Genomic DNA, 25,294 nt, shown 5'->3' on the forward strand with positions numbered 1-25,294 from the left:
ACTCCCTCGTTCCGCTGGTTACTTGACGGCGATCGGGTTGACGGGTGAGCCGACGGCCCCGGTGATGGGCAGCGGCGCCGCGGTGAGCCAGAACGCGTACTCCCCGTCGGCCGCGCAGTCCTCGGCGAGGGCGTCCAGGTCCCACATCTCGCCGATCAGCAGGCCGATGTGCGGGATGGCGACCTGGTGCAGCGGCTGGAAGGCGTGCTCGAACTCGTTCGGGCGGACCTCGAAGCCCCACGTGTCGGTGGCGATCGCGGCGATCTCGCTGCCGTGCAGCCAGCCGGCCGTGGTGAACGACAGGCCGGGGGCTGCCCCTCCGGCGTAGTCGCCCCAGCCGTCGCGGCGTACCCGGGCGAGCTGGCCGGTGCGGACGAGGACGATGTCACCGCGGCCCACGGCCACGCCTTGGGCCTCGGCGGTCGCGGCCAGGTGCTCCTCGGTGATCGCGAAGCCGTCCGGCAGTTCCCCGTTCACGCCGACGACCCGGCCGGCGTCCAGGAGGACTCCGCGTCCGGCGACGTGCGGGGCCATGTGCTCGATGCCGGTGACCAGGTCGCCGTCGGAGGTGACGACCTGCTCCGCCGGGCGCCCGTTCCACGCCTTGCCGTGGTCGAAGATGTGGCCGAGCCCGTCCCACTGGGTGGAGCACTGCAACGGCATCGCGATCACGTCGTCGGCGCCGCCGATGCCGTGCGGCAGGCCCTGGTTGCCGAGGGCCGCGTCGGTGCCGGTGTCGAGCATGGTGTGCACCGGGTTGGTGCGCCGCCGCCAGCCCTTCTGCGGGCCGTTGATGTCGAACCGCTGCGAGAGGGAGAAGCTGACGCCCCGCCGGATCAGTGCGGCACCTTCGCGGCGCTTGGCCTCGTCGAGGAAGTTGAGCGTGCCGAGCACGTCGTCCGCGCCCCAGCGGCCCCAGTTCGAGCACACCTTCGCGGTCCGGGCGATCGACCCCTCGGGGTCGGCGCGGTCCAGCGTCATCGGGCCTCCTCCGCCACGCAACGGGTGCGCTGGGCGCCGAGTCCGGTGATGGCGGCGTCCATGACGTCGCCGTCGCGCAGCAGCCGGCCCCAGTGCATGCCGTTGCCGGCGGGGGAGCCGGTGAGGACCAGGTCGCCGGGGAGCAGCCGGGCGGTCTGCGAGGCGTAGGAGACCATCCGCGCCACGTCGAAGATCATGTCCTTGGTCGACTCGTCCTGCATCGTCTCGCCGTTGAGCTTCAGCGTCAGACGCAGGTCGCCCGTGTCCCCGACCGAGGCGGCGGGCACGATCCAGGGTCCGAGCGGCGTGAAGCCCGGGGCGTTCTTGCTGCGCAGCCAGTCGGTGCCGATCTGCGGCATGTCCCGGCGGAAGACGGTGGCCCGGTCGGTCAGGTCGTTGGCGATCGTGTAGCCCGCGACGTGGTCCAGGGCTTCCTCGACGGACACCTGGTAGGCCGGGCGGCCGATCACCGCGGCCAGCTCCAGCTCCCAGTCGGGCTTCTCGGCCCACGCGGGCAGCGCGACGTCGTCGTACGGGCCGGTGATCGCGCTGGGCAGGCCGATGAACACGTACGGCAGGTCCTCGGCCGCCCGCCGGTCCATGATCTCCGCGGCCTCCGCGCGCCGCTCCGCCTCCGGCCGCTCGTCACCCGGCGCGCGGTGCGCGACGTGCAGGTCGATGACATGCTGCCGGTAGTTGGCGCCGGACTGGAACACCTGGCGCGGCTCGACCGGTGCGTGCACCCGGAAGTCCGTCAGCGGCGCGCGTCGTGGCGCGCTGTCGGCGGTCAGCGCCGTCAACCGGGGCAGTGCCGCCTCCCAGTCGTTCAGGAGGTCCCGCACGCTCAAGTCGGCGTCGTCCAGGGCGTCTCGCAGGTCGATCACCTGGGCGTCGGGTGTGACGAGAGCGGGGAAAGCGGCCCCCTCGAGGGCCGAAAGGGTGGCGAGGGCGAAGGGTCCGGCGAAGAGGGCGGACGCGGCTTCAGGTTTCACAGAGATGTCCTCCTGATTGCGATGGCACTAATCTGGACTCGCCACCAGCGATCAGGGAAATAGATTCCATGGATGACAGTCATCCATGAGTCAAATTTCCGCAGGTCATCGCCGAACAACCAGAAAAGTCGCCGTGAATCTCAGTCGCCTGGACCTCAACCTCGTCGTCGCTCTGCGCGCCCTGCTGGAAGAGCGGAACGTCACCCGCGCCGGACAGCGCGTCGGCCTCAGCCAGCCGGCGATGAGCGCGGCGCTCTCGCGTCTGCGCCGCCACTTCGACGACGACCTGCTGGCGCGGGTCGGCGGCCACTACGAGCTGACCGCTCTCGGACAGGTCCTGCTCGACCGCGTGTCCACCGCCTACGACCTGCTGGAACGGCTCTTCGCCAGCCAGGCGGACTTCGACCCGGCCAAGGAGAGCCGTGAGTTCAAGCTCGTGGCGTCCGACTACGCGGTCGCCGTCTTCGGCGCCGAACTCGCCCGGGTCGTGCATCAGGAGGCCCCCGGCATCCGGCTGCGGTTCGCCCAGACGCCGACCACCGTGGTGGAGGCCACGGACACCCTGCTGAGCACCACCGACGGCCTGCTCATGCCGCACGGCGTCATCAGCGACTTCCCCGCCACCGACCTCTACCAGGACCGGTGGGTCTTCCTCGTCGCGGAGGACCACCCGAGCGTCGACGGCCGGCTGACCCGGGAAGACCTGGCCCGGCTGCCCTGGGTCACCTACCAGCGCACCTACGACGCCCCGGCCGTGCGCCAGCTCGGCATGCTGGGTATCGAGCCCCGCGTCGAGGTCTCCGTCGACAGCTTCCAGATCATGCCGCTGCTGGTCAGCGGAACCCGGCGCATCGCCCTCATCCAGGCCCGCCTCGCCCGGCTCCTCGCGCCGCTCGCCGCCGTGCGCGTGGTGGAACCACCGTACGAGGCAGTGCCGTTGCAGGAGGCGATGTGGTGGCACCCCGTGCACACGCACGACGCGGCCCACATCTGGCTGCGCGAGACCGCCGCCCGGGTCGGCAGGCGGATGGCCGACGAGCCCGGGGATGAGCGAGGCCCCCGCCCGTGAACGGACGACCTATCCACGTTGTGGATGGAATCCATACGTAACGTGAATGGCGGTGGGGGTGGGGGTGGGGGTGGGGGTGGGCAGGGCCGCACGGCAGGACGCATGCTCGGACCGGGCCCGTCGGTGCGTTCTCGCTCGACGTCTCTCTCCGACAGCCGGAGATGATCACCCTCTCCGCGGTCGACCTCCCGTACCGTCGGCCGGAGTTTCGCCGTGCTCGATTTCCATGCCGTACCCGTCATCAGTGCCGTACACGTTCCCCACGGCCCCGAGCCCGACCCGGTCAGCGCGCGGGAGCCGCCAGCGTCGACCGGCGTACGACCAGTTCGGGTTGCAGCACGACGTGGCGGTGAGCCATCGTCGACGATCCACAGAGGTCCGGGCCCACCTGTCCGAGGTCTGTGGCGCCGAGGTGTCGCGCCAGACGATCTCCACGATCACGGACAAGGTCCTCGAGGGCATGGCTGAGTGGCAGAACCGGCCTCTGGACGCGGCTTGAGTTCTATCGGTGGTTGCGAACGTTCCGGAAGGAGCACGTTCGCATGCCGAGGTACGCCCCCAACAAGATGTCGACCGCAGTGAAGAAGCGGTACTTCGAGCTGCTCAGAGAGGGCTACAAGGGTGCTGCTGCCGCCCGGGCAGTCGGGGTCTCCGCCAGCTGCGGGTCGAACTGGTTCATAGAAGCTGGGAGCATGATCGTCCCTGGCCCCGGCCCGATATCGCCGCGTTTCCTGACCCAGAACGACCGCATCGCCATCGCCGACGGGCTGCACGCCAAGCAGAGTGTCAAGGAGATCGCCGCGTCGATCGGGAAGAGCTTTCAGACCGTCTACCGCGAGACCAACCGCAACGCGAAGCCGGACGGCAGCTACCACCCGTGGTGGGCCCACAACCAGTCCCTGCTCCGCCGCCATCGCCCCAAGGAGGAGAAGATCCGCGGCAGCGAGCCGCTGCGGACGTTGGTGCGTGAGAAGCTCACGGAGAAGTGGTCACCGCAGCAGATTGAAGTTCCCCCCGCGAACTGGGCAGCGTAAACACCCGCTGCCCAGTTCGCGGGGGGAACTTCAAGGCGTCGGCTCTGCGGCAAGCGCGGCTCGTCCTGTCGGCCGCCCGACGCGCATGGCCAGCAGGAGCAACCCGGCCGCGCAGAACACAACGCCCGTCGTGACGTACAGGGCCAGCGGTGTCCAGCCCGAGTCCAGCAGCCAGCCCGCCGCGGTGGGCGCGATGATGGCGCCCACGCGGCCGACACTGATCGCCGCTCCCACGCCTGTGGCCCGCAGCGGCGTCGGGTAGACGCTCGGTGTCAGAGCGTAGAGGCCGGCGATGCAGCCGTTGACCGCCACTCCGATGACCGCGCCGATGCAGAAGGCCAGGACGAGCGTGTCGGTGGAGGCCGCGAAGGCCACGACGAGTGCGGCGGACACGAAGAGGTACGTACGCAGGACGCTGGCGAGCGCGTACCGCGCGGCCAGTGCGCCCAGGAGCGCGGTGCCGAAGATGCCGCCCAGGTTGAGCAGCGTTCCGCCGGTCAGGCTCTGCGTCGCGGACATACCGGCCTTCACCAGCAGGGTCGGCGTCCAGCTCGTGACGAAGTAGAAGGCAGCCATGACGAGGAAGAAGGCGCCCCACAGCACCAGGGTGGGGCGGCGCAGGTCCGGTGCCAGGAGGCGGCGGAACCCGCCCGCGGAGGTGAGCTTCGTCGCCGCTCTGTCCGGGAGTGCGGACAACTCCGGCTGCCCCATGCGGCGGGCCAGTGAGTTGACGCGCTCCAGGGCGTTGGCGGGTCTCCTGCTGAGGAGGAAGTCGAGCGATTCCGGCAGGAGACGGAAGGCGAGGGGGATGACGGCCAGGGTGGCGAGTCCGCCGGCCAGGAACACCGAACGCCACCCGTAGCGGTCGATGAGGGCGACTGAGGAGATGCCGCCGATGGTCGCGCCCACGGCGTACCCGGTGGAGTTGAGGCTGACGGCCAGACCGCGCCAGCGGCGGGAGGCGAACTCGCCGGCGATGACGTTGCTGCCGGCGAGGACGGCGCCGATACCGACGCCGGTGAGGAGACGGAATGCCCCCAGCTGCTGCCAGTTCTGGCTGGCCGAGGACAGCAGCATGCCCGCGGCGGCGACGGTCAGGCCGATCAGGATGACTGGCCGCCGGCCGATCCGGTCGGCCCAGGGGGCGACGAGCAGGGCACCCAAGGCCATTCCTGCCAGCCCGCTGCTCAGCAGGAGCCCGAGGGTACCGGAGTCGAGGTGCCACTCGCCGGAGACGGTCTTGCCGGTGAAGGACATGACCAGCACGTCGAATCCGTCAAGGGTGTTGAGAAGCACGCATATGGCGATCGCGCCCCACTGGAAGCGGCTCATGGGCCCGTTGTCCAGGGCCTGCTGAAGGCGGGCGGTCACCGGATGGCCCGCGGTGCGGTGGGGTGTTGAGGACTTCTCCATGGCAGCACTCCGTTGTCGACTGCGGTGGAGCCGAACGGGCTCGTGGGCGCCGGGGGGCGGAGCCTCGGGTTCGGCAGGGGGAGCAGCCATGGTGCGAGCGATGGTCCCGCGCGGCCAGGTGGTTTTCCGGATGCCGGGAAACCAATTGTTACGGGTGGGCGCCCCTCAGGAGTCGGGCGTGTGAAGTGCCCGGGAGATGGCGCGACCGGTCGAGCGGACGAGGTCGGCGAGCGCTCCCACGGGCGTGGACCCGTGCCGGACGACGACGGAGACGGCCGCGGTCACCTCGCCGCCGGTGGTGGTGACGGGCGCGGCAACCGAAAGGGTGTCGGTGGACAGTTGCCGGTCGCTGACCGCGTATCCGCAAGCGCGTGCCTGGGCGAGGACCGCCCTGAGCCGGCCGCTGTCGGTGAGGGTGAAGGGGGTGTGCCGGGGGATGTCCCGCACGAGAGCGTCGTCCTGTACGGCCGCCGGTGCGTGGGCGAGCAGCACCAGTCCCGCCGCTGTCGTCGTGATGCCCAGCCGTCCTCCCACTCGTGTCAGAGTGGGCACGGCACCGCTGGGGGCGATGCGCTCGACGAAGACGATCTCGCTCGCGTCGCGGACGGCGAGTTGCACGTTCTCGCGGACAAGGGAGGAGAGGTCTTCCAGGTGGGGCAGGGCGCGCTCGCGCAGCCCTTGACTGCGCGGGGCCAACGACGCCACCTCCCACAGCCGTAGCCCGATGCGGTAGCGGCCCTGCGCGTCGCGCTCCAGAGCCCCCCATGCGAGCAGGTCGCCCAGCATGCGGTGCACGGTGGACACGGGCAGACCTGATCGCCGGGCCAGCTCGCTCAGGGACAGGTGGGGACGTTGTGCGCTGAAGGCACCGAGGATCCGCAGGGCGCGGCCGACGACGGGCCCCGTCCCCGTGGCAGGCGAAGACCCGGCTTCCTGGGGAGTCGCCGAGGAAGGCGCGATGCGCAGGGCTTGGTGAGTCAAGGCGTGAGTCCTTCCTCGCTCCGGGATGGCCCGTTTCGCACGCGACTCACGGGCCGCCGCGGAGTGACTCGTCGTCCAACGAAGCGATCTTGCGGAGGATGCCGACGGCCAGCTTCCGCTCGTCGCCGGGCAGAGCTTCGAGAAGTTGTTCGTTGATGTCCTCGGCCGGGCCGATCAGGGAGTCGAGCAGTTCGGCCCCCTTGTCGGTGAGGCTCAGCAGGGTCCGTCGGCGGTCCTCCTCGTCGCGTACCTGACTGACGTAGTGCTGCTCGGTCAGTCGGCGGACGATGTGGTTGACCGTCGAGCGGTCCAGCGAGGTGAAGCGCGCGAGGGTGCGCTGGTCGATGCCGGGGTCGCGACTGAGGGCGTTGAGGACGGCGAACTGCTGGGAGGTGATCTCCCGGGACACGTGTCGGTACCACAGAGCGGTGTGCACCTGTTCCGCGCGCCGGATCAGGTGCCCGACGTAGTTGTGCAGTTCCAGTGCGTGCGCCACAGTGTTCCGTCCGTCTGTCGCCGAGGTGGTGCCGGCCGGGGAGACGGCCGGTGTGGGGAGTCTACGAGTGCCGGCACCACCTGGCGGCGACAGCGGGTCAGTGGCCGCGGCGGCCGGGGCGCTGGTCGTAGGGGGTGGCACGGGATCCGTCGACGCCGACCTCCAGTCGGCCGACCTTCTCGATGTCCAGGACCACGCGGTCACCGTGGCTGAGCGGTCCCACTCCGGCCGGGGTGCCGGTCGCGATCACGTCGCCCGGGTGCAGGGTCATGACGGAGGAGGTGTAGGCGATCAGTTCGCGGACGCCGAAGATGAGGTCCGCGGTGTTGGTGCGCTGCCGGGTGGTGTCGCCGACGTCGCAGCGCAGGTCGAGGGCGTCCGGGTCCGGGATCTCGTCGGCGGTCACGATCCACGGGCCGAGGGGGGTGAAGGTGTCGAAGGACTTGCGGGTGGAGCGGTCCTCGCCGGATCGCACCGTGATGTCCAGGACGCAGGTGTAGCCGAACACGTGGTCCAGGGCCTCGTCCGCGCTCACGTGCGAGGCGGTGCGGCCGATGACGACGCCCAGTTCACCTTCCTGGTCGGTGCGCTTGTCGGAGTAGGGGAGGAGAATGTCCTCGGCCGGACCGATGACGGAGGAGTTCGCCTTGAGGAAGACACCGAGATCCGCGACCGAGGTGGTGTACTCCATCTCGGCCTTGTGGTCGAGGTAGTTGACCGGCGCGCCGACGATCTTCCCCGGACGGGGGAGGGGCGCCTCCAGGGCCGCTTCGGCCAGCGGGAACCGGGGCCGGCCGGCGAGGTCGAACTGAAAGGTCTCCCCGTCGCTGGTCGTCTCGATGTAGCGCTGGAGCGCGCCGACGGGGCCGGCGGTGTCGGCTCCGGCGACCTGGCCGGTCACGTCGACGAGGTCGTCGCCGTCGACGAGTCCGAGGCGTCCCTTGTTGAACAGGGCCAGACGCATGATGGCCTCCTTGTAGGTGTCGGGTGCGGATCAGGCGCCGGGGTCGGCGTCTTCGGTGCGGTAGAGGCCGAGGGAGCGCATGACCGGCTCGTCGCTGTAGGAGAACAGGACGGCGTCCGCGGAGGCCGAGGTGTTGACGTGGCGGTAGGAGGCCCAGCCGGGGACGGCGAAGGTGTCGTGCTCGGACCACTCCAGCCGTTCGCCGTCGACGATCGTGGCGCCCTCGCCTCGGACGACGTTGAAGATGGTCGAGGCCGTGTGGCGGCGACCGGCCCCTTGGAAGCCGGGGCGCAGCCGCTGGACGCGGCAGCCGATGGTGGGCATGACCGGGCCGCCGGTCCAGGGGTTGGTGTACTCCAGGACGACACCGTCGACGTCGCTGCCGTCGGCCGTGCCGGCGATGGCGTCCAGGGCGCGCTCCGTCTCCTGCCAGGTGTAGCGGGTGACCGGGGAGTTGGGTCCGTCCTGGGTGAGCCAGGCGGGTGTGAGCCGGCCGTGCAGGAACTGGCGGCTGCCGGCGTCGTCCGGCTTGGTCACGGGCTGGAGTCGCTGCGGGTACTGCTCGTAGAAGCCGGCTTCCAGCGCGTTGACCAGGGGGTAGTCGAGGGCGTCGAGCCAGATCATCGGCGCGTCGCCCTCGTGGGTGTGATCGTGCCAGTGCCAGCCCGGGGTGAGCAGGAGGTCGCCTGGGGCCATGAAGACCCGCTCGCCGTTGACGGTGGTCCAGGCTCCGTCGCCCTCGATGATGAAGCGGAAGGCGTTGGAGGTGTGGCGGTGGGCCTGAGCGGTCTCGCCGGGCAGGATGATCTGCAGGCCCGCGTAAAGGGTGTTGACCGTGGCCGGAGGGTCGGTGAGGCCGGGGTTGACGAGCATGAGGACCCGTCGTTCGGCCTCCTCCAGGGACAGGGTCTGGGAGAAGTGCAAGAGATGGGGGCGGAGTTCGCGCCAGCTCCAGCGGTAGGGGACGGCCCGGCTCTTGGGCTGGGCGGGGAACAGGTTGCCGTAGAAGCGCCACAGCGGGGCGGCTCCCAGACCCTCCAGGGCCTTGTACGCGAGTTCGTCGGTCGTCATGGTGTCCTCCTTCGCTAGCTGGGTCACAGGGCGGGAACAGGGGCGGATGCGGGGGTCCACACCCAGGAGATGTCGTCGAACGCCTCGGGGCCCCGTGACGCCAGGAGCATGTTGCGCAGGGTGGCTCCCATGCCTTCCAGGTGGCAGATCTCGCCGAAGCGGCGGGCGTTGGTCTGGACGCGGGCGGCTCGCTCGCGACGCCGGTCCGCGTACGCGGTGAAGGCTTGCGCGGGGTCCGCGTACTGGCCGAGAGCGTGGCCGAGCGCCACGGCGTCCTCCAGCGCCTGGCACGCGCCCTGAGCGAGGTACTGGAGCATGGGGTGGGCGGCGTCTCCGAGGAGCGCGATCCGGCCGTGCACCCAGTTGTCGATCGGGGCGCGGTCGAACAGCGGCCAGCGACGGTCGCGCGAGACGAGAGGCAGGGCGTCGCGCACGGCCTCGCAGGCGCCGCCGAAGCGCTCCTCCAACTCGGCCTCGGTGCCCCAGTCGTCGGACTCCGGCGTGTAGTGGTCGCTCTCGAAGACGGCGACCTGGTTGTACAGCTCACCACGGCGCACGGGGTACTGCACCAGGTGCATGCGCGGTCCGGCCCAGACCATCACCGCTTCCGAGGCGGCGTGCTGGGACATCCGGCCGCTCATCTTCTCGGTGGGCAGCGCCCCGCGGAACGCGACGTAGCGTGAGCAGACCGGCTCCCCGTCGCCCACCAGCGCCTGGCGCAGGCGGGAGTGCAGTCCGTCCGCCGCGACGACCGCGTCAGCGGTCAGCCTCGCGTGGTCCTCCGCGAAGTGCAGGTGGACCTCGGTGCCGTCCTGTTCGGCCTCGGCGACGGTGTGTCCCGTGCGCAGGGCGACGCCGGGGTGCTCCTGGCATGCGGCCAGCAACGCGGCGTGGAGGTCGGTGCGGTGGGTGACCAGGTAGGGGTGCGCGAAGCGGTCGGTGTAGGCCGCGCCGCGCAGGTCGAGGGCGGTGACCTCGTCGCCGGTGAGTGCGTCCATCATCACCAGGCGGGGCGGTGCCACTGCGGTGTGCCGGACGGCCGGCAGTACGCCGAGTTCGTCGAGGGCGAGGGAGGCGTTCGGGGCGAGCTGCAGGCCGGCCCCGATCTCGCCGAAACGGGCGGCTCGCTCCACGAGTGTCACGCGGTGGCCGGCACGGGCGGTCGCCAGCGCGGCGGCCAGTCCGCCGATGCCGCCGCCGACTACGGCGATGTGGAGTGGAGAGGGGGTGACGGGCATCTGGCCTCCATGAGTCAGCACGGGAGGGCACCGGGAGGCGGAGGCGGTCGGGTCCGCTTCCGCAATGATATGTACATCAATCATTGGTGTACGGATCATATTGCGAGGGTGTTTCCTCCGTGTCAATGGTCTGTGGAGGGTGAGGTTCCCCTGGCCTTGCCGCCCGGCTGCCCTGTGTCACCTGCCGGCGCACCACGCAGCCCACATCTGGCTGCGCGAGACAGTCGCCCGCGTCGGCAGACGGATGGCCGACGAGCCCGAGTGGTGAGTGGTGGGACGCCGCCCGTAGAACGCGGACGTCATCTGCGGGACGGATGGAAGCCATCCGCAACGTCGATCACGGCAGGGGTGGGCAGACCGCCCGACAGGACGCATGCTCGGACGGGGTACGTCGGCGCGTTCCCGCTCGACGTCCTTCCCCGGCCCCGGAACCCTTCGCCTCCGGGATCGATCTCCCCGTACCGTTGGCCGGAGTTCCGTCGTGCCCGTTTTTCCGTTCCGTGCCCGTCGTCGGCTCCGCACACGCCCCCATGGCCCCGAGTGGGCACGGTCAGCACGCGGGAGCCGCCATCGTCGACCGGCGTACGACCAGTTCGGGTTGCAGCACGACGTGGCGGTGCGTGTGCGCGATTCCGTGGGCCGTGTCCTCGATGAGCAGGCGGCCGGCCTGCCGTCCCATGGCGGATGCCGGTCGCCGTACCGAGGTGAGCGGCACCACGGCCGACGCGGCGAACTCGATGTCGTCGTACCCGACCACCGCGATGTCGTCCGGCACTCTGAGGCCGGCCTCGTACAGGGCCTGCAGGACACCGAGGGCGAGCAGGTCGTTGGCGCAGAAGACGGCGGTGGGCCGCTCGGGCAGGCCGAGGATGCGGTGCCCGGCGTCCTTGCCGGCCGTCACGGTGAGGGCGTCGCAGGGCAGTTCCCTGAGCGCGGTGGACGGCAGGCCGGCCTCGCTGATCGCGGCCAGCGCGCCTCGGCGACGGTCTCGTACCTGCTGGAGTCGGTCGGGTCCGCTGACGTAGGCGAGGGAGCGGTGGCCCCGCTCGACCAGGTGGCGCACCGCGGCCCGGCCGCCCGCCACGTCGTCGATCCCGACGGAGCATGCCGCGGGCTGGGGCGCGTACTGGTCGGCCACGACGAAGGGGACCGCATTGCGGCGGAAGGCCGCGACGGTGCGCCCGACTCCTTCGCCGGAGGTCAGCACGGCACCGCGGACCTGGTGCGAAGTGATCAGCGACAGGTGACGCGCCGCCTCTGCCGGATCGTGGGCGCCCGTGCACACCATGACGCCGAGGTCCGCCTCCCGGGCGGCCTGCTCGACTCCGGAGGCGAGCGCGGTGAAGAACGGGTTGGCCATGTCGAGCACCATGACGGCGATCACCCGGGAGGCCCATCCGCGCAACTGCCGGGCGCCCTCGGCCCGGATGTAACCGAGGGATTCGATCACTTCCAGGACGCGCGAGCGCGTTTCCTCGGACACGATCTCGGGTCGGTTGAGGACGTTGGAGACGGTGCCGAGCGAGACGCCCGCCTCCCGGGCCACGTCCTTGATGCCGACCCGGGGACGCGGGCGGCCGACAGGTCCGGCGACCGTCGTTGCACCGCCGGAACCACGTGCGCGGTGAGCTGGGGGAGCGGCAGTCGGTCGCCCGGCCACGGCCTAGCGTCCCTGCGGCGCGCCGGTGGTGGAGCGCACCACCAGGCGGGGGGTCATCGTGGTCTGCATTGGTCTGTCCCTTCGGTTCTCGACGCGCTCGACGAGCATCCGGGCAGCGGCGGAGCCCATGGTGTGTCCCGCCTGGTCCACGCTGGTCAGTTGCACGGGCGCCAGGGCGGCGAGCGCGGTGTTGTTGTAGCCGACGAGCGACACGTCGTGCGGGATGCGCAGGCCCAGTTCGTGCGCGGCGCGGTAGACGCCCAGTGCCGCGACGTCCGCACCGGTCATCACAGCGGTCGGCGGACGGTCGGCAGTCAGCAGTGTCATGCCCGCCTTGAAGCCGCCGTCGTCGGAGTAGGCGGTGTGCTGGACCCGCGCGAACCGGTCGAGGCCGTGGCGCTCCATCGCGCGCAGATAGCCCTCGCTCAGCACGGCTTCCGGTGTGCGCTTCCACTTGTTGGCCCGGGTTCCCGGGGCCGAGACGAGGGCGATGTCGCGGTGACCGAGCGACACGAGGTGATCCACCACCAGGCCGGCGCCGAGATCATCGGCGTCCACGACCGAGTCGTAGGTGTCCGAGGCGTCGTGGTGTCCGATGACCACGGTCGGCGTCGATGCGGCCGTGGCCAGCACCTCCGCGCGCGGGGTTCCCGGAGCGATGAGGATCAGCCCGTCCATCTGCCGGTCGACCAGGGAACGGATGGTCCTGGCCTGTTCCTCGGGCTCGAAGCCGGCCGCGCCGATCAGCACCGTGTAGTCGGTGTGGCGCAGTTCGTCCCGGATGCCGTCGAGGATGTCGGCGAAAAACGCGTTGCGCACGTTGTCCAGCAGTACGCCAATGGTGTAGGTCCGGCCGCGCATACCCCGTGCCGCGGCGTGCGGACGGTACCCCAGTTCGGCGATGGCCGCCTGGACCTTCTCCCGCATGGACTCGCTCACGCCGTAGGCATTGCGCATCACCTTGGAGACCGCGGCCGTGGACACGCCGGCGTGTCGGGCGACGTCCGTGATGGTCACGCGCTTGCTCGGCCTGGCTGCGGAAGCCCCGTCCATGGTCCACATCCCGAATCGTCTAAGGGTAGGTGTAACGGTCTACACGCTACATCCTGGTGGCAGTCAAGTCTCGCATGGATCACCTCTGTGTTACCCGCTTGTGTCTTGACGATGGCGGAACAGCGGTGCAAGGTGTTGCCCACTCGCGGCGGATAACGTTTTACAAAATTCGCCGCGTCGCTGCCCCGCCGTGCTGCCGGGCCCGCTCTTCGCCCCTGGCGCTCCTTCCCGCACTTCCTCATGATCCTTGGGAGTCTCCCGTGCCCCTTCGTACCTCCCGCGCCCGTCGTGCGCGACTGAGCCTGCTCACCGCCGGCGCCGCCTCGCTCGCACTGCTCGCCACAGCATGCGGCGGCAGCGGGAGCGGCGGCTCCTCCTCCGCACCCAAGAACTTCGACTACCTGAGCGTCACCGAGAACACCACCGTGAAGACGGCACTGACCACCATGTCCAAGGGCCCCTGCAAGGCCGCGAACGACGCGCTGCCGCTGAAGGTGGAGACCGTTCCGCAGGCCAGCCTGGACCAGAAGCTCCAGTTGCTGGCCCCACCGGCCGCTGCACCTTTACGACGGCCGTGAGGGCGAGGACCCGGCCGACTGGCTCCGGGGTCACCCCGGGGTGAAGGTGATCTGCCGGGACCGCTCCAGCGGTTACGCAGAAGGTGCTCGGGTCGGGGCACCACAGGCCCAGCAGGTCGCCGACCGATATCACTTGTGGGCCAACCTCGGTCAGGCAGTCGAGAAGAGTGTGAACGCTCATCGCTCCCGCCTGGGCGAACCCGCTCCGAACGAGGCCGCCGAGCCGTTGGAGGTGGAGCCCGTGGTGGTCCAGTCGCCGGACGAGCTGAAGATCATGACTCGCCTGCGGGAACAGCATGACGCCGCACACGAGCTGTGGGGGCAGGGCATGTCGAAGGCAGCGATCGGACGGAAGCTCGGCCTGCACCAGGCCACCGTCCGCAAGCTGGTCAATGCCCGCTCCGCTGATGACGTCGTCGCCAAAAGCCTGCAGCGGGCGCACATCGTCGACCCGTACGTCGGCCATCTGCACCGGCGCTGGAACGAAGGCGTCAGAAACGCCACCCAACTCTACCGAGAGATCCAGCAACTCGGTTATCCAGGCGGCGAGTTAGCTGTTCAGCGCCATCTGCGGCGCTACCGAACCGGACGCGGACACGCTCCTGCCGTCGGTCCCAAGCCTCCGTCGGTCCGCGACGCCACTTCTTGGATCACGACACACCCCGAACACCAGCGAGACGAGGACGCAGACAAGCTGCACCGTCTACGCGAGCGTGACGCTGAGCTGGGCCGGCTTACCGGCCACGTCAGGAAATTCGCCACGATGATGACCGGCCTTCACGGCGACCGTCTCGAGGACTGGATCGCCGACGCCGAGCAGGACACCCTGGTGCCACTGGCACCCTTCGCCCGCAACCTCCGGCGCGATCTCGACGCCGTCCGCAATGGCCTGACCCTGCCCTACAGCTCTGGCGCCGTCGAAGGCAACGTCAACCGGCTGAAGATGCTGAAGAGCCAGATGTTCGGGCCAACCTCGATCTCCTTCGCAAACGCGTCCTGCTCGCACGATGAACCGGGACCACCTCGACCACAAGATCGTCGACAGAACCATTCTGGTCCTGGCGTATTTGTTGGGTCGCAGGGCAACTGCGCTGCGACCCAACGACGTTCGCGCTCCTGGCGCCGCTCCTTCAGCGCCGGGATGTCGACCCCGGTCCTGCTGCCGTCACACATCGGCATCCGCGCCGTCCACTGGACGCTCTCTTACCGGGTCGGACGGTCATGGGCGAGCCAGTCGTGGTTGCCGTCGGGGGGGAGGCGAGGCGAACGGCCCTTGCGTGGTGGCCTGGGTGGGCTGCCCCTCGACGGTGTGCGCCGCCAAGGCGGACGTCAGTCCGGCGAGGGCCAAGCGGTCGCTATGACGGCCGTGACCGTGGCGCGCCTGCAGGGTGGAGTCGTCGAGTGTCAACCCCCGTGATGCGTATGCGCCTTGGGGCAGGTGGGAAAGAGTTTTCGCGACTCGCTGGTGGGTGTCGCGGGTGCCTCGGGGTCGGTGAAGCGGCAGCCGAACGTCAGGGACGCGACCTTCATCCGGTTGAGGATGTCGTCGCCGGCGGGGCGGGCCGCCTTGTCTCCACGAGTTTCGCGGCGCTCCACCCAGCTGGTGAGGTCCTTCCACGCCTTGCTCAGTTCGGCGTCGGAGAAGTCGCAGTGCATGGCGGACCGTATCCCACGGTTGACGAGCAGGTGGGACCGGTCGTTGGCGGCCACCCTCTTGGTGTAGGTCTGCTGCATGGACAGTGGCACGAGCAGGTCGTCGATCGTGTGCATGCTCATCACCGGCACGCCCGGCTTGCCCAGGACGCGGGCCATGTCGTTGAGCCCCATGCTGTTGCGCTCGTCCCAGCTGTCTGGGGTCACGCGCTCGACGATCGGGTTGATGTCCACCGGCGTGGTCGGCTTGTAACGCGTGGTGAGGTTCTGTTGCTGATAGCCGACACTCGTGGTCGGCGCAGTCTCCAGCATGGCATGCACGTAGATGCCCAGGGCCGCGTCCGCGCCTGGCCGTGGGCCGCCCGTCAGCTCGGTGAACATCTGCTGGTACTGCCGTCCGGCCACGGTCGTGGGGTTCTCGCCCGGCTTCAGGTCGGTGAGACCGAGTCGCTTCTCGATCAGCGGCAGCGCGTCCGTCCGGTAGTCGTCCCCGGCCGGATAGGCGTCGACGCCGGACAGGGCCTGGGCCGCGAGGTTCGCGTCGAGGAAGTAGTCGTAGAGGCGGCGGTCGGCGACCTGCCCGCACAGCGACAGCGCACCGCCGTAGTACCCCGGGTATTCCTCCAACGAGCGGGCGACCACGTGACCGCCCATGGAACCGCCGGTGATGTAGGTGCGCTTGGGCCGGTGACCGAGCAGTTCGGTGGCGGCGTACTCAGCGAGATCGCGGGAACTCGTGACCGCGGGGCCCACGTTGTAGCCAGTGGTGGGGAAGCTCGAAGCGGCCCAGGCGTAGCCCTGTTCGACGAACTGCTTGCGCAGTCCGCCGACCGGCGCCTCCGCTTTGAGGATCTTCGTGTCGCCCTGCAAGCCGTGGGCCCAGACGACCAGCTCGCCGTTCCACTTGGGCGGGACCTCCACGTAGTAGGCCGCATGACGGTACATGCCCTGGATGACCCGGGTGGGTTGACCATCGACCATGAGCGGGGCCAGCGGTGGGGTGCCGTCCGTGTAGCCGGGCAGCGGCTCGTTTCCGCCGGGATCGTCCGCGCCGGCCGGGCCGGCGGGCGACAACAGCAGGGTGACTGCCGTGCAGATCGCGAGCATGACAAACCTTCTGTTCTGTCGCACATCGGCCTCCATTGGCTGTGGTGGATCCCGGCTCGGCGCGCCGGGGTCAGGGGCGGCGCGCCAAGCCGGAGCGAGGGGGGCTAACTCACGCCGCCGTGAAATGCGAACGCGGAGCGGAGCCCAACGGGGCTCCGTCGGGGCGCTGTTCGTAGGGCAGCCAGGGGATGGGCGGCCGGGCGCCGACGCTCTCCAGGCTGTGGTCGCACGCACCGTCGGGGAAGGTCGCGCGCAGGCGGTCCCACTGCGCGTGCGTGAGCTGCCGTCCGTACGCGTCGCGATCGAGCAGCACGATCCGGCATTTCGTGACGTCGTCCGTGAACGGCGCACCGGCGGCGAGGCTCGGGGTCGCCAGGGGCAGCGACGCGGCGGTGCCCGGAGCGGGCAGCATCCGCCAGTGCATGCTCGTGCTCGCCGACGGATGCATCGACCTCGATGTCGTCCCGGCTGCGCGACGGCACGAACGGGGAAGGGGCATCTCTCCTCCGTGCCTGTGGTTGTGGACGGGGGGCGGGTGGGCGTTACAGAGAAGCGCCGTGTTCTTTACATCAAGTTAAGCTAGGACGCAGCTTTACGCCGCGTCAAGATGTCGGCCCGTGCTTTCGTTTCAGTCGTAGGGCTGGTCGGCAAAGCCGTGGCCGCTCCACTTCTCGACCGGGCCCCAGTCCTTCACCCGCAGCTCCCGTAACCGGCCTTCTGGTGGTTGTGCAGCGCACAGCGCGGCCCGTCAGCGCTTGCGCAGGCGGGCCGCCATCCGGTCGAGCGTGGCGTGCGCGGTGTCGAGGCCCACGAGGTTGAGGTGCCCGTGCAACGCCCCTCGCGAGAGCGCCTGTTCCACGTCCACCCCGGCTGAGCGGAGCTGGTCGGTGAAGAGTTCGCCGCTGCTGCGCAGGTGGTCGAACTCGTCGTTGTCGATGTAGGTAGGCGGGAAGCCGCTCAGGTCCTTCGCCAGGCCCGGGAAGGCGTACGGCGGCGCCGCCTCGATCGGTACGTCCCCCAGGTAGGGCCCGACCACCTGGTCCAAGTACTCGGCGAGCAGGGCGAAGGGGGCCGGGAGTTCGGCGAGGGCGGCGGCGAGTTCGTCCGAGGGCGCAGGCAGCAGGGCGTGCACCAGCGGATAGATCAGCAGCGCCTGCCAAGGGGTTTCGCCCTCGTCGCGCAGGCGCAGCGCGGCTCCGGCAGCGAGGTTGCCGCCGGCGCTGGCCCCGCCGACGGCGATGCGGGCCGGGTCGACGCCGAGGTCCGCGGCATTGTCGCGCACCCAGCGGTAGGCGGCGACGGCATCGTCGTGCGGGGCCGGGAAGTGCACCTCCGCACCGCACAGGCGGTAGTCGACGGAGGCCACGACGGCATCCGCGCGCCCGGCGACACCGCGGGCCGTCTCGTGCGCCTCAGGCATGTCGAGGTCACCGCCGACCCAGGCGCCGCCGTGCATCCAGACGAGGCAGGGGCGCGGGGACAAAGCAGGCTCGGCCGGGCGGTAGAGCCGCACTGGGATCGGCGTCTTTGGCCCAGGGACCTCCCGATCATCGATCGCCAACCCCCAGTCCTCGTACGGCCCGTACGGTTCGGCGAGCAGCTCGAAGTGGCGGGCGGTGAGGTCTTCAACCGGCTTGCCGGGCACCTTCCGTATGCGCTCGGCGAGTTGGGGATGGAACGTGTGCTGCGGATGCGTCTTCGTCATGGATGGCTCCTCTTGTCAGGGGTGGGCTGCGCGGCGGCCGGCGTGGGAGGGTGTCACTGCGGGTACGGGCGGTGGCCTCGGGACCAGTGCCGCCTCCGGTCTCCGCGCGTGCCGCCGCGGTCAGTGCGTGGACGCCTTCCTCGCCGAGCCCGAGGATGGGGTCGGTGAACCGGGCGAAGGGGATCTGCCCGGCCATCGTCAGCGCCATGGGGCAGAGCTCAGTGCGACGCTCGCGCCGACGCCGATGGCCGGTGCGAAGCAGTAGTACTGGGCGTTGGCATGGAACAGGGGCAGGGTGACGTGCCAGCGGTGGTGCGGTCGCAGCCGCGCCGCCTCCGCCATCGCGGTGGCGACGTGGGCGTAGTTGGCCTGTGTGAGGACCACGCCCTTGGGTTCCGAGGTGGTGCCGGAGGTGAACATGACCGCGAGGCGGACATCGGGCTGCGCCCGCTCGCCCTTCTCCACGCGCTCCGTGCAGAACAGGGGGCCTCCGCGCTGTTCACGTCCCGGGCGTCCTCCGCCATCACCAGAACTGCCGGGACCCTGGTGCTCACACCCTCGTGGTAAACGGCTTCGCGGGCGGATGCACATACCCCGACCGCCGGCCGCACCCGGCGCACCTGCTGGGCGATGTCGCGCGGGGAGGAGGCCGGATCGACCGGCACCAGACAGGCGCCCAGACGCGACGCTGCCAGCCAAAGGGCCACGAAGGCGGGGCAGTTGCGCAGGGCGACGTGCACCGCCGAGCCGGGGCCGACCCCGGCGGCCCGCAAGGCACCGGCCGTACGGGCCACTACGGCGTCGAACTCCCCTTAGGTCCAGTCGGCCACCTCTCCCGACTCTGCACGGAAGATGAGGAACGGAGAGTCGGAGTGCCGACGCACGGCCGAGTCCCAAGTGTGTTGGAAGGCAGCGGAATTCATATGCGCGACTCCTTGTGTCTCCTTGGCGCAGGCGACCGCGACGACGGCGCCGACCGAGGCCGCAGCGAGATAGAGGGTGATCGGGGTCGAGCTGTCGAAGCGCTCCAGGAGCGACGGCAACAATCGGCGCGAGCTAGCCGGCGGCGATCGAGGCGACCTGGTAGTTGAGGGAGATCCGGCGTATCGGATACGGGTGGGGAACATCTCTGCCATGTATGCGGGCTGCCCCGCGTACATCAGCGCGTGCACGAGCGGACCGATCACCGCACGCAGGTGAAGCTCTCGGCCCGGTCGGGGTCGCCAAGACCGTGGTACCGGGGCTATTCCGGGTACTCGCGCAGCGGCCGGGTGCGCCCCGAGGCAGCCGGGTTGAGGTCGGTCACGACCGGCTCCTTCGGCGCGATGGCCTTCTCGGTCCAGCGCTGGAGGGCGGTCAGGGAGTCCCAGCCGCCCCAGTACGCGGCGGGACCACCGTGGCCCATGCCCGGGATGGTGTACATCCGCACGGCCTTCGACGTGGCGCGTGCTCCCATCGTCGCGCGGACCCGCTCGTAGTACTCGCCGGTCGCCGGCTTGAGCGGGTCGAAGGCCAGGCCGTCGAAGTCGGGGTCGCGCGTGACGAAGTACTTCGCCCACTGATCGAAGAAGTTGGCGGCAAAGGCAGCTGTGAAGTCCAGGGGTTGGTTCGGGTACCTGCTGCCGATGCCGAGCCCCGGCGTGCTCATGTCGGCTCCGGAGAGGAAGGGCATGCCGGGACAACTGCGCTCGCCGCTGTCCAGCTTGTACCCCCACTCGACGGCGGACGACATCTCCCGGAGCGCTGCGATCCGCGCGTCGGACAAGCAGTTCGGGCCGGTGTCGGCACCCTTCTCGCAGCGAAGGACCTTCGGGTCGAAGTCACAGCCGGCCCCGTCGGAGATCACGCCGTCGCGTACGCCGTCGTCGCCGTCGCAGCTCGCCATGACCCGGTCGTAGACCAGCCGCTGTTTCTCGGGGCTGGGGAAGGCGCCGGGCCGCCGCAGGATCTGGGTCATGTGGCCGAAGAACAGGTCGAGCGTGGCAGCGTTCCAGGCCGGGGCGCCGGCGATCGCGCCGTCGAAGTCACGGGGCCAGCGCTGCGCCACGGCCAGGGCCTCGCGGCCGCCGCTGGATGCTCCCTCGAAGTAGGAGCGGCTGGGCTGCGTGCCGTAGTGCTTGTTGATGATGAACATCGCGGCGTCGCGTGTCTTCTTGAGCGCGTCCGCGGCGAAGTTGCACAGTGCCTCGTCGTTGATCGCGAAGGCGCCCCCGTTGAGCAGGTCGCCTGGGTCCACCTGGTGGCCCGAGTCGCTGCCGAAGACGGCGAATCCGCGGGCGAGGGGGACGGCTCCGCCGAAGGGGACGTCCGAGGTGAGCGAGGGAATGGCTCCGTCGTAGCCTCCGCCGCCGAACATCATCGCTCTGCCGTTCCACTCGGCGGGAAGCGCGACGCGCATCTCGATGCCGGGGGCTTCGGCGTCGACGGGGAACAGTTCAGCGTCGACCTCGCAGTACGCGCCGATGGCTTCGGGCCTGTCCCCGAGGCGGGCACGGTCTTCGCTCCGGAGACGCGGCCGCCCGATGTCGGAAGGCCCAGGGCGTCCGCGGGGATGGGCAGTTCCGCGAGCTGTTCGCACAGGACCGGCTGCCCCGTCGTGGCCCCGCCGTCCCCGGGACCGACACCATCGCGGGCACCGCGACGGCAGCTGCTGTGAGTAGACGTACAAGAGTGGATCTCATGGCCTCCCCTCGGAATCAGGCAGGACGGTTCTGGGCGTCGGGCATGAGTGCGTCAGGCAACACCCTCGAGGGACACGGCAGCGTCAGCGGTAAGGAGCGCTGCCCCGCCGAAGCGTCACGTGCGGCATGCGACGTTGCCTCCGCTGAGGGTGAACTGCTTGAAGAAGCGCCACGAGGCGTCCGAAGCACTCGGCGCCTTGGGGTCGTTGAAAGTGCCCGCGTACTCCGGGTCCGTGGTTCCGCCGGGCCAGTAGTGCGACATGCCATCCACGATCCACCGCTCGGCGATCTGGCAGCCGTCCCGGCCGCGCGCCAGTTCGCTGGTCCACGCGTAGCCGTCAGGGACCTGGCCGGTCCTGGTCGAGGCCGGATCGTCCCGGAAGGTGTCGCCGTCCGCCCCCGGCTTCAGGAGGTTGTCGACGGCGAGCCACTCGAGATACGCGTGCCGCGCGCATCCGCCGAGTCCGTGCTGCTCGCCGAGCGGGTCGCTGGTCCCGCCGATCGAGAAGAAGGGCATCACGTGCGCCCGCGGCCCCATCTGTGCGACGGCCTGCGGCGCGTAGAGAGGGGCGGTGGCGTCGGGCAGGACCATGCAGGAAAGGAAGTCCATTCCGTAGCCGCCTCCAGCCGACACTCCGGCCGCCGCGTACAGGTGGGGGTAGGCGGCGGCCGTCGCGCTCGACTGGAAGGCTCCCGAGGACATGCCCATGAGGTAGACGCGGTCGGTGTTCACGTTGTAGGCGGAGCTGGTCTGCCGGGTGATGCCGGCGACGATGTCCGCGTCACCGCCACCGCCTCGCGTCGTGCTCGCTTGGTCGTTGGTGACCGCGCGCCAGCACTGCCCGCCGTTGTCGGGATACGCGACGAGGAAGCGCTCGCGGTCGGCGAGCGGGTTGAGCAGATTGGCGTGCATCTGCTGCTCTGCCGTGGTGCCGCACCCGTGCACCATCACGTACAGCGGGAGCTTGTCGGAGGGCTTCCAGCCCTTGGGGACGTAGACCAGGTAATCGTTGACGCCCGTGGCCGCTTCGTACGTGCGATGGTCTACGCGCCCTGCGCTGCCCGCAATGTCCCCTTGATCGGCGGCGAGGGCGGCAGAGGGGGTGGCGAGCATCAGGCAGATCGCCGCGGCTGTCGAGGCGAGTACGGTACGCAGGCGTATGCGGTCGGTCTGTCGGCCAAGGCGCGTGCGATCGTGCCTTCTGAACGAGGAACTCACGAGGCCCTCCTAACGGGGCGTCCGGCGCGCACGGTCCATGCGCGACGGGCGGTCAACGGCCTCTGCTGGAGAGGACAGTTGGACTGGCGGCCGGGGGCGTGCGCCGGTCGCGCTGGTGAGGGACACGGAAGGCAGGTCGCGGTCGGTGGCCGCGATGGCACCGCGGGTCGCTCTTCGCCCGCAGGTGGTCCGAGTTCCGGCGGATGTGGAAGCGTCAGGCCCACTGCGCCACCAACGACTCGATCTGTATGTGCCGTTCGTAATCGGCCAGGACGTCACGGTTGAGCCCGCTGGTGAGCAGGCAGAACGACAGGCCGGTTTCCGGGTCCGCCCAGGCGGACTGCCCTCCCGCGCCGCCGTGCCCGAAGCCGCGCGGGGACGTGCATCCGCCGAACGGCCGCATCGGTAGCGCGCCCTCGCGTGACGGAATCCGCAACACCGCGCCGTCGTCCGGTCCGGTGATGACCAGGCCGATGCTTCGGTTGGCGCTCGCGCCTACCCGGTTCGCATCGGGGAAGGTGTTGCGGATGTGGCCGGTGGCGTCGGCCAACACGTCCGGCCGCCACAGCTCCGTCGAGTTCCACAGGAGCTCCTGGTAGAAGAGCGCCACACTCGCCGCGTCCGAGAAGGCTCCCCCGCCCGGCGCACCCACCGCGATCATCTCCGGGTCATTGGCGAGCTCAAGGACCACCAACTCGTTGGCGTCCAGAGCCTCTTCGTCCACGCGATGTCCGGACACCGCTTCGAGTACCTGGACCGGGCGCTTGCCGGTTGCGGTGGCCGGCATGAGGTCGCCTTGCCGCTCCTTGGGCACGCCCAGTTCGAGACAATCCAAGCCCAGCGGGTCGAGCACGCGGGCGCGCAACGCAGCCCGGCAATCCCGTCCCGTCACCCTTTGGACCACTTCCGCCAGCACCCAGTGCGCCCCGAGGGGGTGGTACTCGTAACGGCTGCCGGGTGACCACTCCAGTCGCCAATCCGCCATCTGCGCGGATCGCCCCTCGCGGGAGTACACGGCCTCCCGCCCGATTGTGGCGCCCGGGAACCCGCAAGTGTGCAGCAGTACATGCTCGAGGCTGACGACGTCCTTGCCGTGCGCGCCGAATTCGGGCCACACCTCGGCCACCCGGGTCTCCAGGCTGAGCAGACCCTCCCCGATCAACTGCCACACCAGCGATGCCACGATCGGCTTGGTGGCCGAGAACAGGCAGAACCGATCGGACTCCCGCGCGTCCCCGAACGACTCGAACACCACTGTCTCGTTGTGCCGAGCCACGGCGAACTGCGCCGCGGGCCAGACGCCTTCGTCGACCGCAGCCTGGATCTGCGCACGCATCGCGGCCAAGGGCCGGCTCGTCATGCTCACTGTCGGATACTCCTTGTCAGTCGGGTGGCAAAGGTGAATGCCGCCGCCCTGCTCCACACGGACAGCACGGCTGAGCGGCAGCGGTACCGACCACTGCCGCTCCCCGGCTACACCGTTGCCTCACCCGGCGCCCAGTCCTCCGGAACCGGCCTTGAGACCGGTGCCGAGCTGGCGACGTCGACGAACGAGCCCGCGTCGATCGACTCGGAGACGGACACCATCGTGTCCAGAACGTGGTGGGCCAACTGTCCGGTGGCACGGTGCGGCGCACCGCCACGCAGGGAGCGCGCCATGTCGAGCACGCCCATGCCGCGACCGTCCGCCGGGCCTGTCGCCGCGATGGTCGTCCACTCGCTGTCGCCCGTACGGCAGATCTTCAGCTCGCCCTCGAAGTTGTTCGGATCGGGCAGCGAGAGCGCCGCCTCGCTGCCGGTGATCTCGACGAAGCCGACCCTGGTGTGGGGGGAGTCGAAGCTGAAGGTGCTGTTCGCGGAGCCACCGGAGTCGAACCGCAGCAGAGCGCTCACATGCGTGGGCACCTCGACCTCGAACTCCTCGCCCGCTCGAGGGCCCGAGCCGATGGTGCGGGTGGCCTTGGCCGTGGAGCCGACCGCGGAGACCCGGGAGACGCTGCCGAAGATCTGCACCAGTGCGGTGAGGTAGTACGGGCCCATGTCGAACAGCGGCCCCGCGCCACGCTGGAACAGAAAGTACGGGTTGGGGTGCCATGCCTCCGGGCCCGGCGTCTGGAAGGTGGTCTGAGCCGTCAGCGGGGTTCCGATGTCCCCGCGCTCGATGATCCGGCGGGCCGTCTGCAGGCCGGCCCCGAGGAACGTGTCGGGCGCGCACCCGAGCCGGATACCGGCGTCGTCCGCTTCCTTGAGGAGCCGGAGCCCGCTCTCCCGGTCGAGCGAGAAGGGCTTCTCGCTCCACACGTGCTTGCCCGCCCGCACCGCCGCGGTCGCGATCTCGACGTGGGCCGCCGGTGTCGTAAGGTTGACGATGATCTCGACGTCCGGGTGGTCCAGGGCGAGTTCAGGTGTGCCGTGCTCCGGTATGCCGAACTCCTGCGCGCGGCTCTTCGCGACCTCAGGGACAAGATCGGTGACGGCGTGGACCCTCAGGTCCGGGAACGCCGTGAGATTCCTCAGGTACTGATCGCTGATCACGCCGGCGCCGATGACGGCCACCCCGACCGGTCCGCGGCTCATCGGGCACCGCCCTGGGTGCGGTCGGCGCCGGGGCCGGCCTCCAGGTAGCGCAGCGAGGCGGTGACGCCTTCGAAGATGTCCCCGGCGTAGTCGTCGAACTCGACGATGCCCACCTCGATGTGCTTGGCCGCTTCGATGATGCCCCACACGTCGACCACGCCCTGTCCCGCGGGGACTTGCAAGGAGATGTCCTTCGTGGCCGGACCGTCCTTGATGTGGATGGCGACCACGCGCTCGCCGAGGCGGTCCAGGAGCTTGGCGGGGTCCTGGCCGCCCACGGTGGCCCAGTAGGTGTCGACCTCGAGGGCGAGTTCGGGGTCGAGCAGGTCGGCGAAGACCTCCAGGGCGGTGACGCCCTTGATCTTCGAGGAGATCTCCCAGTCGTGGTTGTGGTACCCCACGCGGACTCCGTGATCAGCGCCCTTCTTCGCCGCGGCGTTCAGCTGGGCCGCGGTGTCACGGATCGCCTCGATGTCCTGCCAGCGCTCCGGCGGGACGAGGGGGTGGACCACGGTGCCGATGCCGAGGCGCCGTGCGGCCGCGAAGATCTTGTCCTGGTCGGGCAGGGCCTCCGCCGTGATGTCGGCGGCGATGTCGGCGGGGGCGCCGGTGGGGATCAGCATGGTGTGGCCGGTCGGAGCCGTGATGTCGTTCTCCGCGAGCACGGCGGCGAGGGCCTCCGTGTTGGTCTCGAAGGCACAGGGTTCGACTCGGCGGTAGCCGATCGCGGCGAGGCGCCGGATGGTTCCTGCGAAGTCTTCTTCGAGGGCGTTGCGAACGGTGTAGAGCTGGACTGAGTAGGTCATGGGAACGGAATCCTCG

The 25,294-nt window shown here is 69.9% G+C and carries 23 protein-coding genes and 3 pseudogenes; 6 read left to right on the forward strand and 20 right to left on the reverse strand.

Going from position 1 to position 25,294, the window contains the following annotated elements; genetic code table 11:
- Positions 1-18 precede the first annotated feature (18 nt).
- Positions 19-981 (reverse strand): cyclase family protein, encoded by a 963-nt coding sequence (locus tag ACIQ1J_RS32650; RefSeq protein ID WP_403562579.1) that lies wholly within the window; start codon positions 979-981, stop codon positions 19-21.
- Positions 978-1,979, reverse strand: a complete 1,002-nt coding sequence (locus ACIQ1J_RS32655) for a fumarylacetoacetate hydrolase family protein (protein ID WP_403562686.1) — start codon at positions 1,977-1,979, stop codon at positions 978-980. The genes ACIQ1J_RS32650 and ACIQ1J_RS32655 overlap by 4 nt, the downstream gene beginning before the upstream one ends.
- Positions 1,980-2,106: 127 nt before the next feature.
- On the opposite strand from ACIQ1J_RS32655, the gene ACIQ1J_RS32660 reads away from it, so the two are divergent.
- The 3 genes and pseudogenes from ACIQ1J_RS32660 (at position 2,107) to ACIQ1J_RS32670 (ending at position 4,076) form a co-directional block, all read left to right on the forward strand.
- Positions 2,107-3,042 carry a LysR family transcriptional regulator gene (locus tag ACIQ1J_RS32660; RefSeq protein WP_403562581.1) on the forward strand — a complete coding sequence of 312 codons (936 nt, stop codon included), beginning with the start codon at positions 2,107-2,109 and terminating at the stop codon, positions 3,040-3,042.
- Between the two features lie 373 nt (positions 3,043-3,415).
- Positions 3,416-3,532, forward strand: a pseudogene (locus ACIQ1J_RS32665) (transposase); the annotation flags it as partial.
- A gap of 52 nt (positions 3,533-3,584) precedes the next feature.
- Entirely contained in the window at positions 3,585-4,076 is a 492-nt protein-coding gene (locus tag ACIQ1J_RS32670) for a transposase (protein WP_403562583.1), read from the forward strand.
- A gap of 30 nt (positions 4,077-4,106) precedes the next feature.
- Here the strand turns inward: ACIQ1J_RS32670 and ACIQ1J_RS32675 are convergent, their stop codons facing one another.
- The 8 genes from ACIQ1J_RS32675 to ACIQ1J_RS32710 form a co-directional block, all read right to left on the reverse strand.
- On the reverse strand, positions 4,107-5,489 hold the full coding sequence (locus ACIQ1J_RS32675; protein ID WP_403562585.1) for an MFS transporter: 1,383 nt from the start codon (positions 5,487-5,489) through the stop codon (positions 4,107-4,109).
- 165 nt (positions 5,490-5,654) lie between these two features.
- Positions 5,655-6,470 (reverse strand): IclR family transcriptional regulator, encoded by an 816-nt coding sequence (locus ACIQ1J_RS32680; RefSeq protein ID WP_403562588.1) that lies wholly within the window; start codon positions 6,468-6,470, stop codon positions 5,655-5,657.
- 46 nt (positions 6,471-6,516) lie between these two features.
- The gene (locus ACIQ1J_RS32685; RefSeq protein WP_403562590.1) at positions 6,517-6,966 is read right to left on the reverse strand and encodes a MarR family winged helix-turn-helix transcriptional regulator; all 450 of its coding nucleotides are present in this window, start codon (positions 6,964-6,966) and stop codon (positions 6,517-6,519) included.
- A gap of 97 nt (positions 6,967-7,063) precedes the next feature.
- A complete protein-coding gene (locus ACIQ1J_RS32690) occupies positions 7,064-7,930 on the reverse strand; it encodes a fumarylacetoacetate hydrolase family protein (RefSeq protein WP_403562592.1) in 867 nt (288 codons plus the stop codon).
- Between the two features lie 30 nt (positions 7,931-7,960).
- On the reverse strand, positions 7,961-9,001 hold the full coding sequence (locus tag ACIQ1J_RS32695) for a cupin domain-containing protein (RefSeq protein ID WP_403562594.1): 1,041 nt from the start codon (positions 8,999-9,001) through the stop codon (positions 7,961-7,963).
- 23 nt (positions 9,002-9,024) lie between these two features.
- Positions 9,025-10,239, reverse strand: coding sequence for an FAD-dependent monooxygenase (locus ACIQ1J_RS32700; RefSeq protein WP_403562596.1), 1,215 nt, complete (start codon positions 10,237-10,239; stop codon positions 9,025-9,027).
- A gap of 550 nt (positions 10,240-10,789) precedes the next feature.
- Positions 10,790-11,785 (reverse strand): LacI family DNA-binding transcriptional regulator, encoded by a 996-nt coding sequence (locus ACIQ1J_RS32705; RefSeq protein WP_403562598.1) that lies wholly within the window; start codon positions 11,783-11,785, stop codon positions 10,790-10,792.
- 117 nt (positions 11,786-11,902) lie between these two features.
- On the reverse strand, positions 11,903-12,952 hold the full coding sequence (locus ACIQ1J_RS32710) for a LacI family DNA-binding transcriptional regulator (protein ID WP_403562600.1): 1,050 nt from the start codon (positions 12,950-12,952) through the stop codon (positions 11,903-11,905).
- A 260-nt stretch (positions 12,953-13,212) separates the two neighbouring features.
- Between ACIQ1J_RS32710 and ACIQ1J_RS32715 the strand changes: the two genes are divergently transcribed.
- The 3 genes and pseudogenes from ACIQ1J_RS32715 to ACIQ1J_RS32725 all read left to right on the forward strand — a co-directional run bounded on the left by ACIQ1J_RS32715 (position 13,213) and on the right by ACIQ1J_RS32725 (position 14,947).
- The gene (locus tag ACIQ1J_RS32715; protein WP_403562602.1) at positions 13,213-13,530 is read left to right on the forward strand and encodes a hypothetical protein; all 318 of its coding nucleotides are present in this window, start codon (positions 13,213-13,215) and stop codon (positions 13,528-13,530) included.
- Positions 13,508-13,663, forward strand: a pseudogene (locus ACIQ1J_RS32720) (transposase); the annotation flags it as partial. The gene ACIQ1J_RS32715 and the pseudogene ACIQ1J_RS32720, both read left to right, overlap by 23 nt.
- A 108-nt stretch (positions 13,664-13,771) precedes the next feature.
- On the forward strand, positions 13,772-14,947 hold the full coding sequence (locus ACIQ1J_RS32725; RefSeq protein ID WP_403562604.1) for a transposase: 1,176 nt from the start codon (positions 13,772-13,774) through the stop codon (positions 14,945-14,947).
- On the opposite strand, the gene ACIQ1J_RS32730 is transcribed toward ACIQ1J_RS32725, so the two are convergent.
- From ACIQ1J_RS32730 to ACIQ1J_RS32775, 10 genes and pseudogenes are all read right to left on the reverse strand, one after another.
- The gene (locus ACIQ1J_RS32730; protein ID WP_403562606.1) at positions 14,935-16,290 is read right to left on the reverse strand and encodes an alpha/beta hydrolase family protein; all 1,356 of its coding nucleotides are present in this window, start codon (positions 16,288-16,290) and stop codon (positions 14,935-14,937) included. The genes ACIQ1J_RS32725 and ACIQ1J_RS32730 overlap by 13 nt on opposite strands.
- Positions 16,291-16,399: 109 nt before the next feature.
- The gene (locus tag ACIQ1J_RS32735; RefSeq protein WP_403562608.1) at positions 16,400-16,702 is read right to left on the reverse strand and encodes a DUF6351 family protein; all 303 of its coding nucleotides are present in this window, start codon (positions 16,700-16,702) and stop codon (positions 16,400-16,402) included.
- Positions 16,703-17,038: 336 nt separating this feature from the next.
- Positions 17,039-17,995: an alpha/beta hydrolase fold domain-containing protein gene (locus tag ACIQ1J_RS32740; RefSeq protein ID WP_403562610.1), complete on the reverse strand. Its 957-nt coding sequence runs from the start codon at positions 17,993-17,995 to the stop codon at positions 17,039-17,041.
- A 198-nt stretch (positions 17,996-18,193) separates the two neighbouring features.
- Positions 18,194-18,460, reverse strand: coding sequence for an AMP-binding protein (locus ACIQ1J_RS32745; protein WP_403562612.1), 267 nt, complete (start codon positions 18,458-18,460; stop codon positions 18,194-18,196).
- A gap of 53 nt (positions 18,461-18,513) precedes the next feature.
- A pseudogene (locus tag ACIQ1J_RS32750) lies at positions 18,514-18,792 on the reverse strand (AMP-binding protein); the annotation flags it as partial.
- Positions 18,793-19,238: 446 nt separating this feature from the next.
- Complete coding sequence (locus tag ACIQ1J_RS32755; protein WP_403562614.1) at positions 19,239-20,393, reverse strand: tannase/feruloyl esterase family alpha/beta hydrolase; 1,155 nt, start codon at positions 20,391-20,393, stop codon at positions 19,239-19,241.
- Between the two features lie 398 nt (positions 20,394-20,791).
- On the reverse strand, positions 20,792-21,895 hold the full coding sequence (locus ACIQ1J_RS32760; RefSeq protein WP_403562616.1) for an alpha/beta hydrolase family esterase: 1,104 nt from the start codon (positions 21,893-21,895) through the stop codon (positions 20,792-20,794).
- Between the two features lie 214 nt (positions 21,896-22,109).
- Complete coding sequence (locus tag ACIQ1J_RS32765) at positions 22,110-23,255, reverse strand: serine hydrolase domain-containing protein (RefSeq protein ID WP_403562688.1); 1,146 nt, start codon at positions 23,253-23,255, stop codon at positions 22,110-22,112.
- Positions 23,256-23,368: 113 nt separating this feature from the next.
- Complete coding sequence (locus ACIQ1J_RS32770; RefSeq protein WP_403562618.1) at positions 23,369-24,472, reverse strand: Gfo/Idh/MocA family protein; 1,104 nt, start codon at positions 24,470-24,472, stop codon at positions 23,369-23,371.
- Positions 24,469-25,278: a sugar phosphate isomerase/epimerase family protein gene (locus ACIQ1J_RS32775; protein ID WP_403562620.1), complete on the reverse strand. Its 810-nt coding sequence runs from the start codon at positions 25,276-25,278 to the stop codon at positions 24,469-24,471. Before ACIQ1J_RS32775 ends, ACIQ1J_RS32770 begins: the two co-directional genes overlap by 4 nt.
- Between the last annotated feature and the right edge of the window lie 16 nt (positions 25,279-25,294).

Source organism: Streptomyces sp. NPDC097107 (assembly GCF_044762405.1).
Taxonomy (GTDB): Bacteria; Actinomycetota; Actinomycetes; order Streptomycetales; family Streptomycetaceae; genus Streptomyces; species Streptomyces thinghirensis.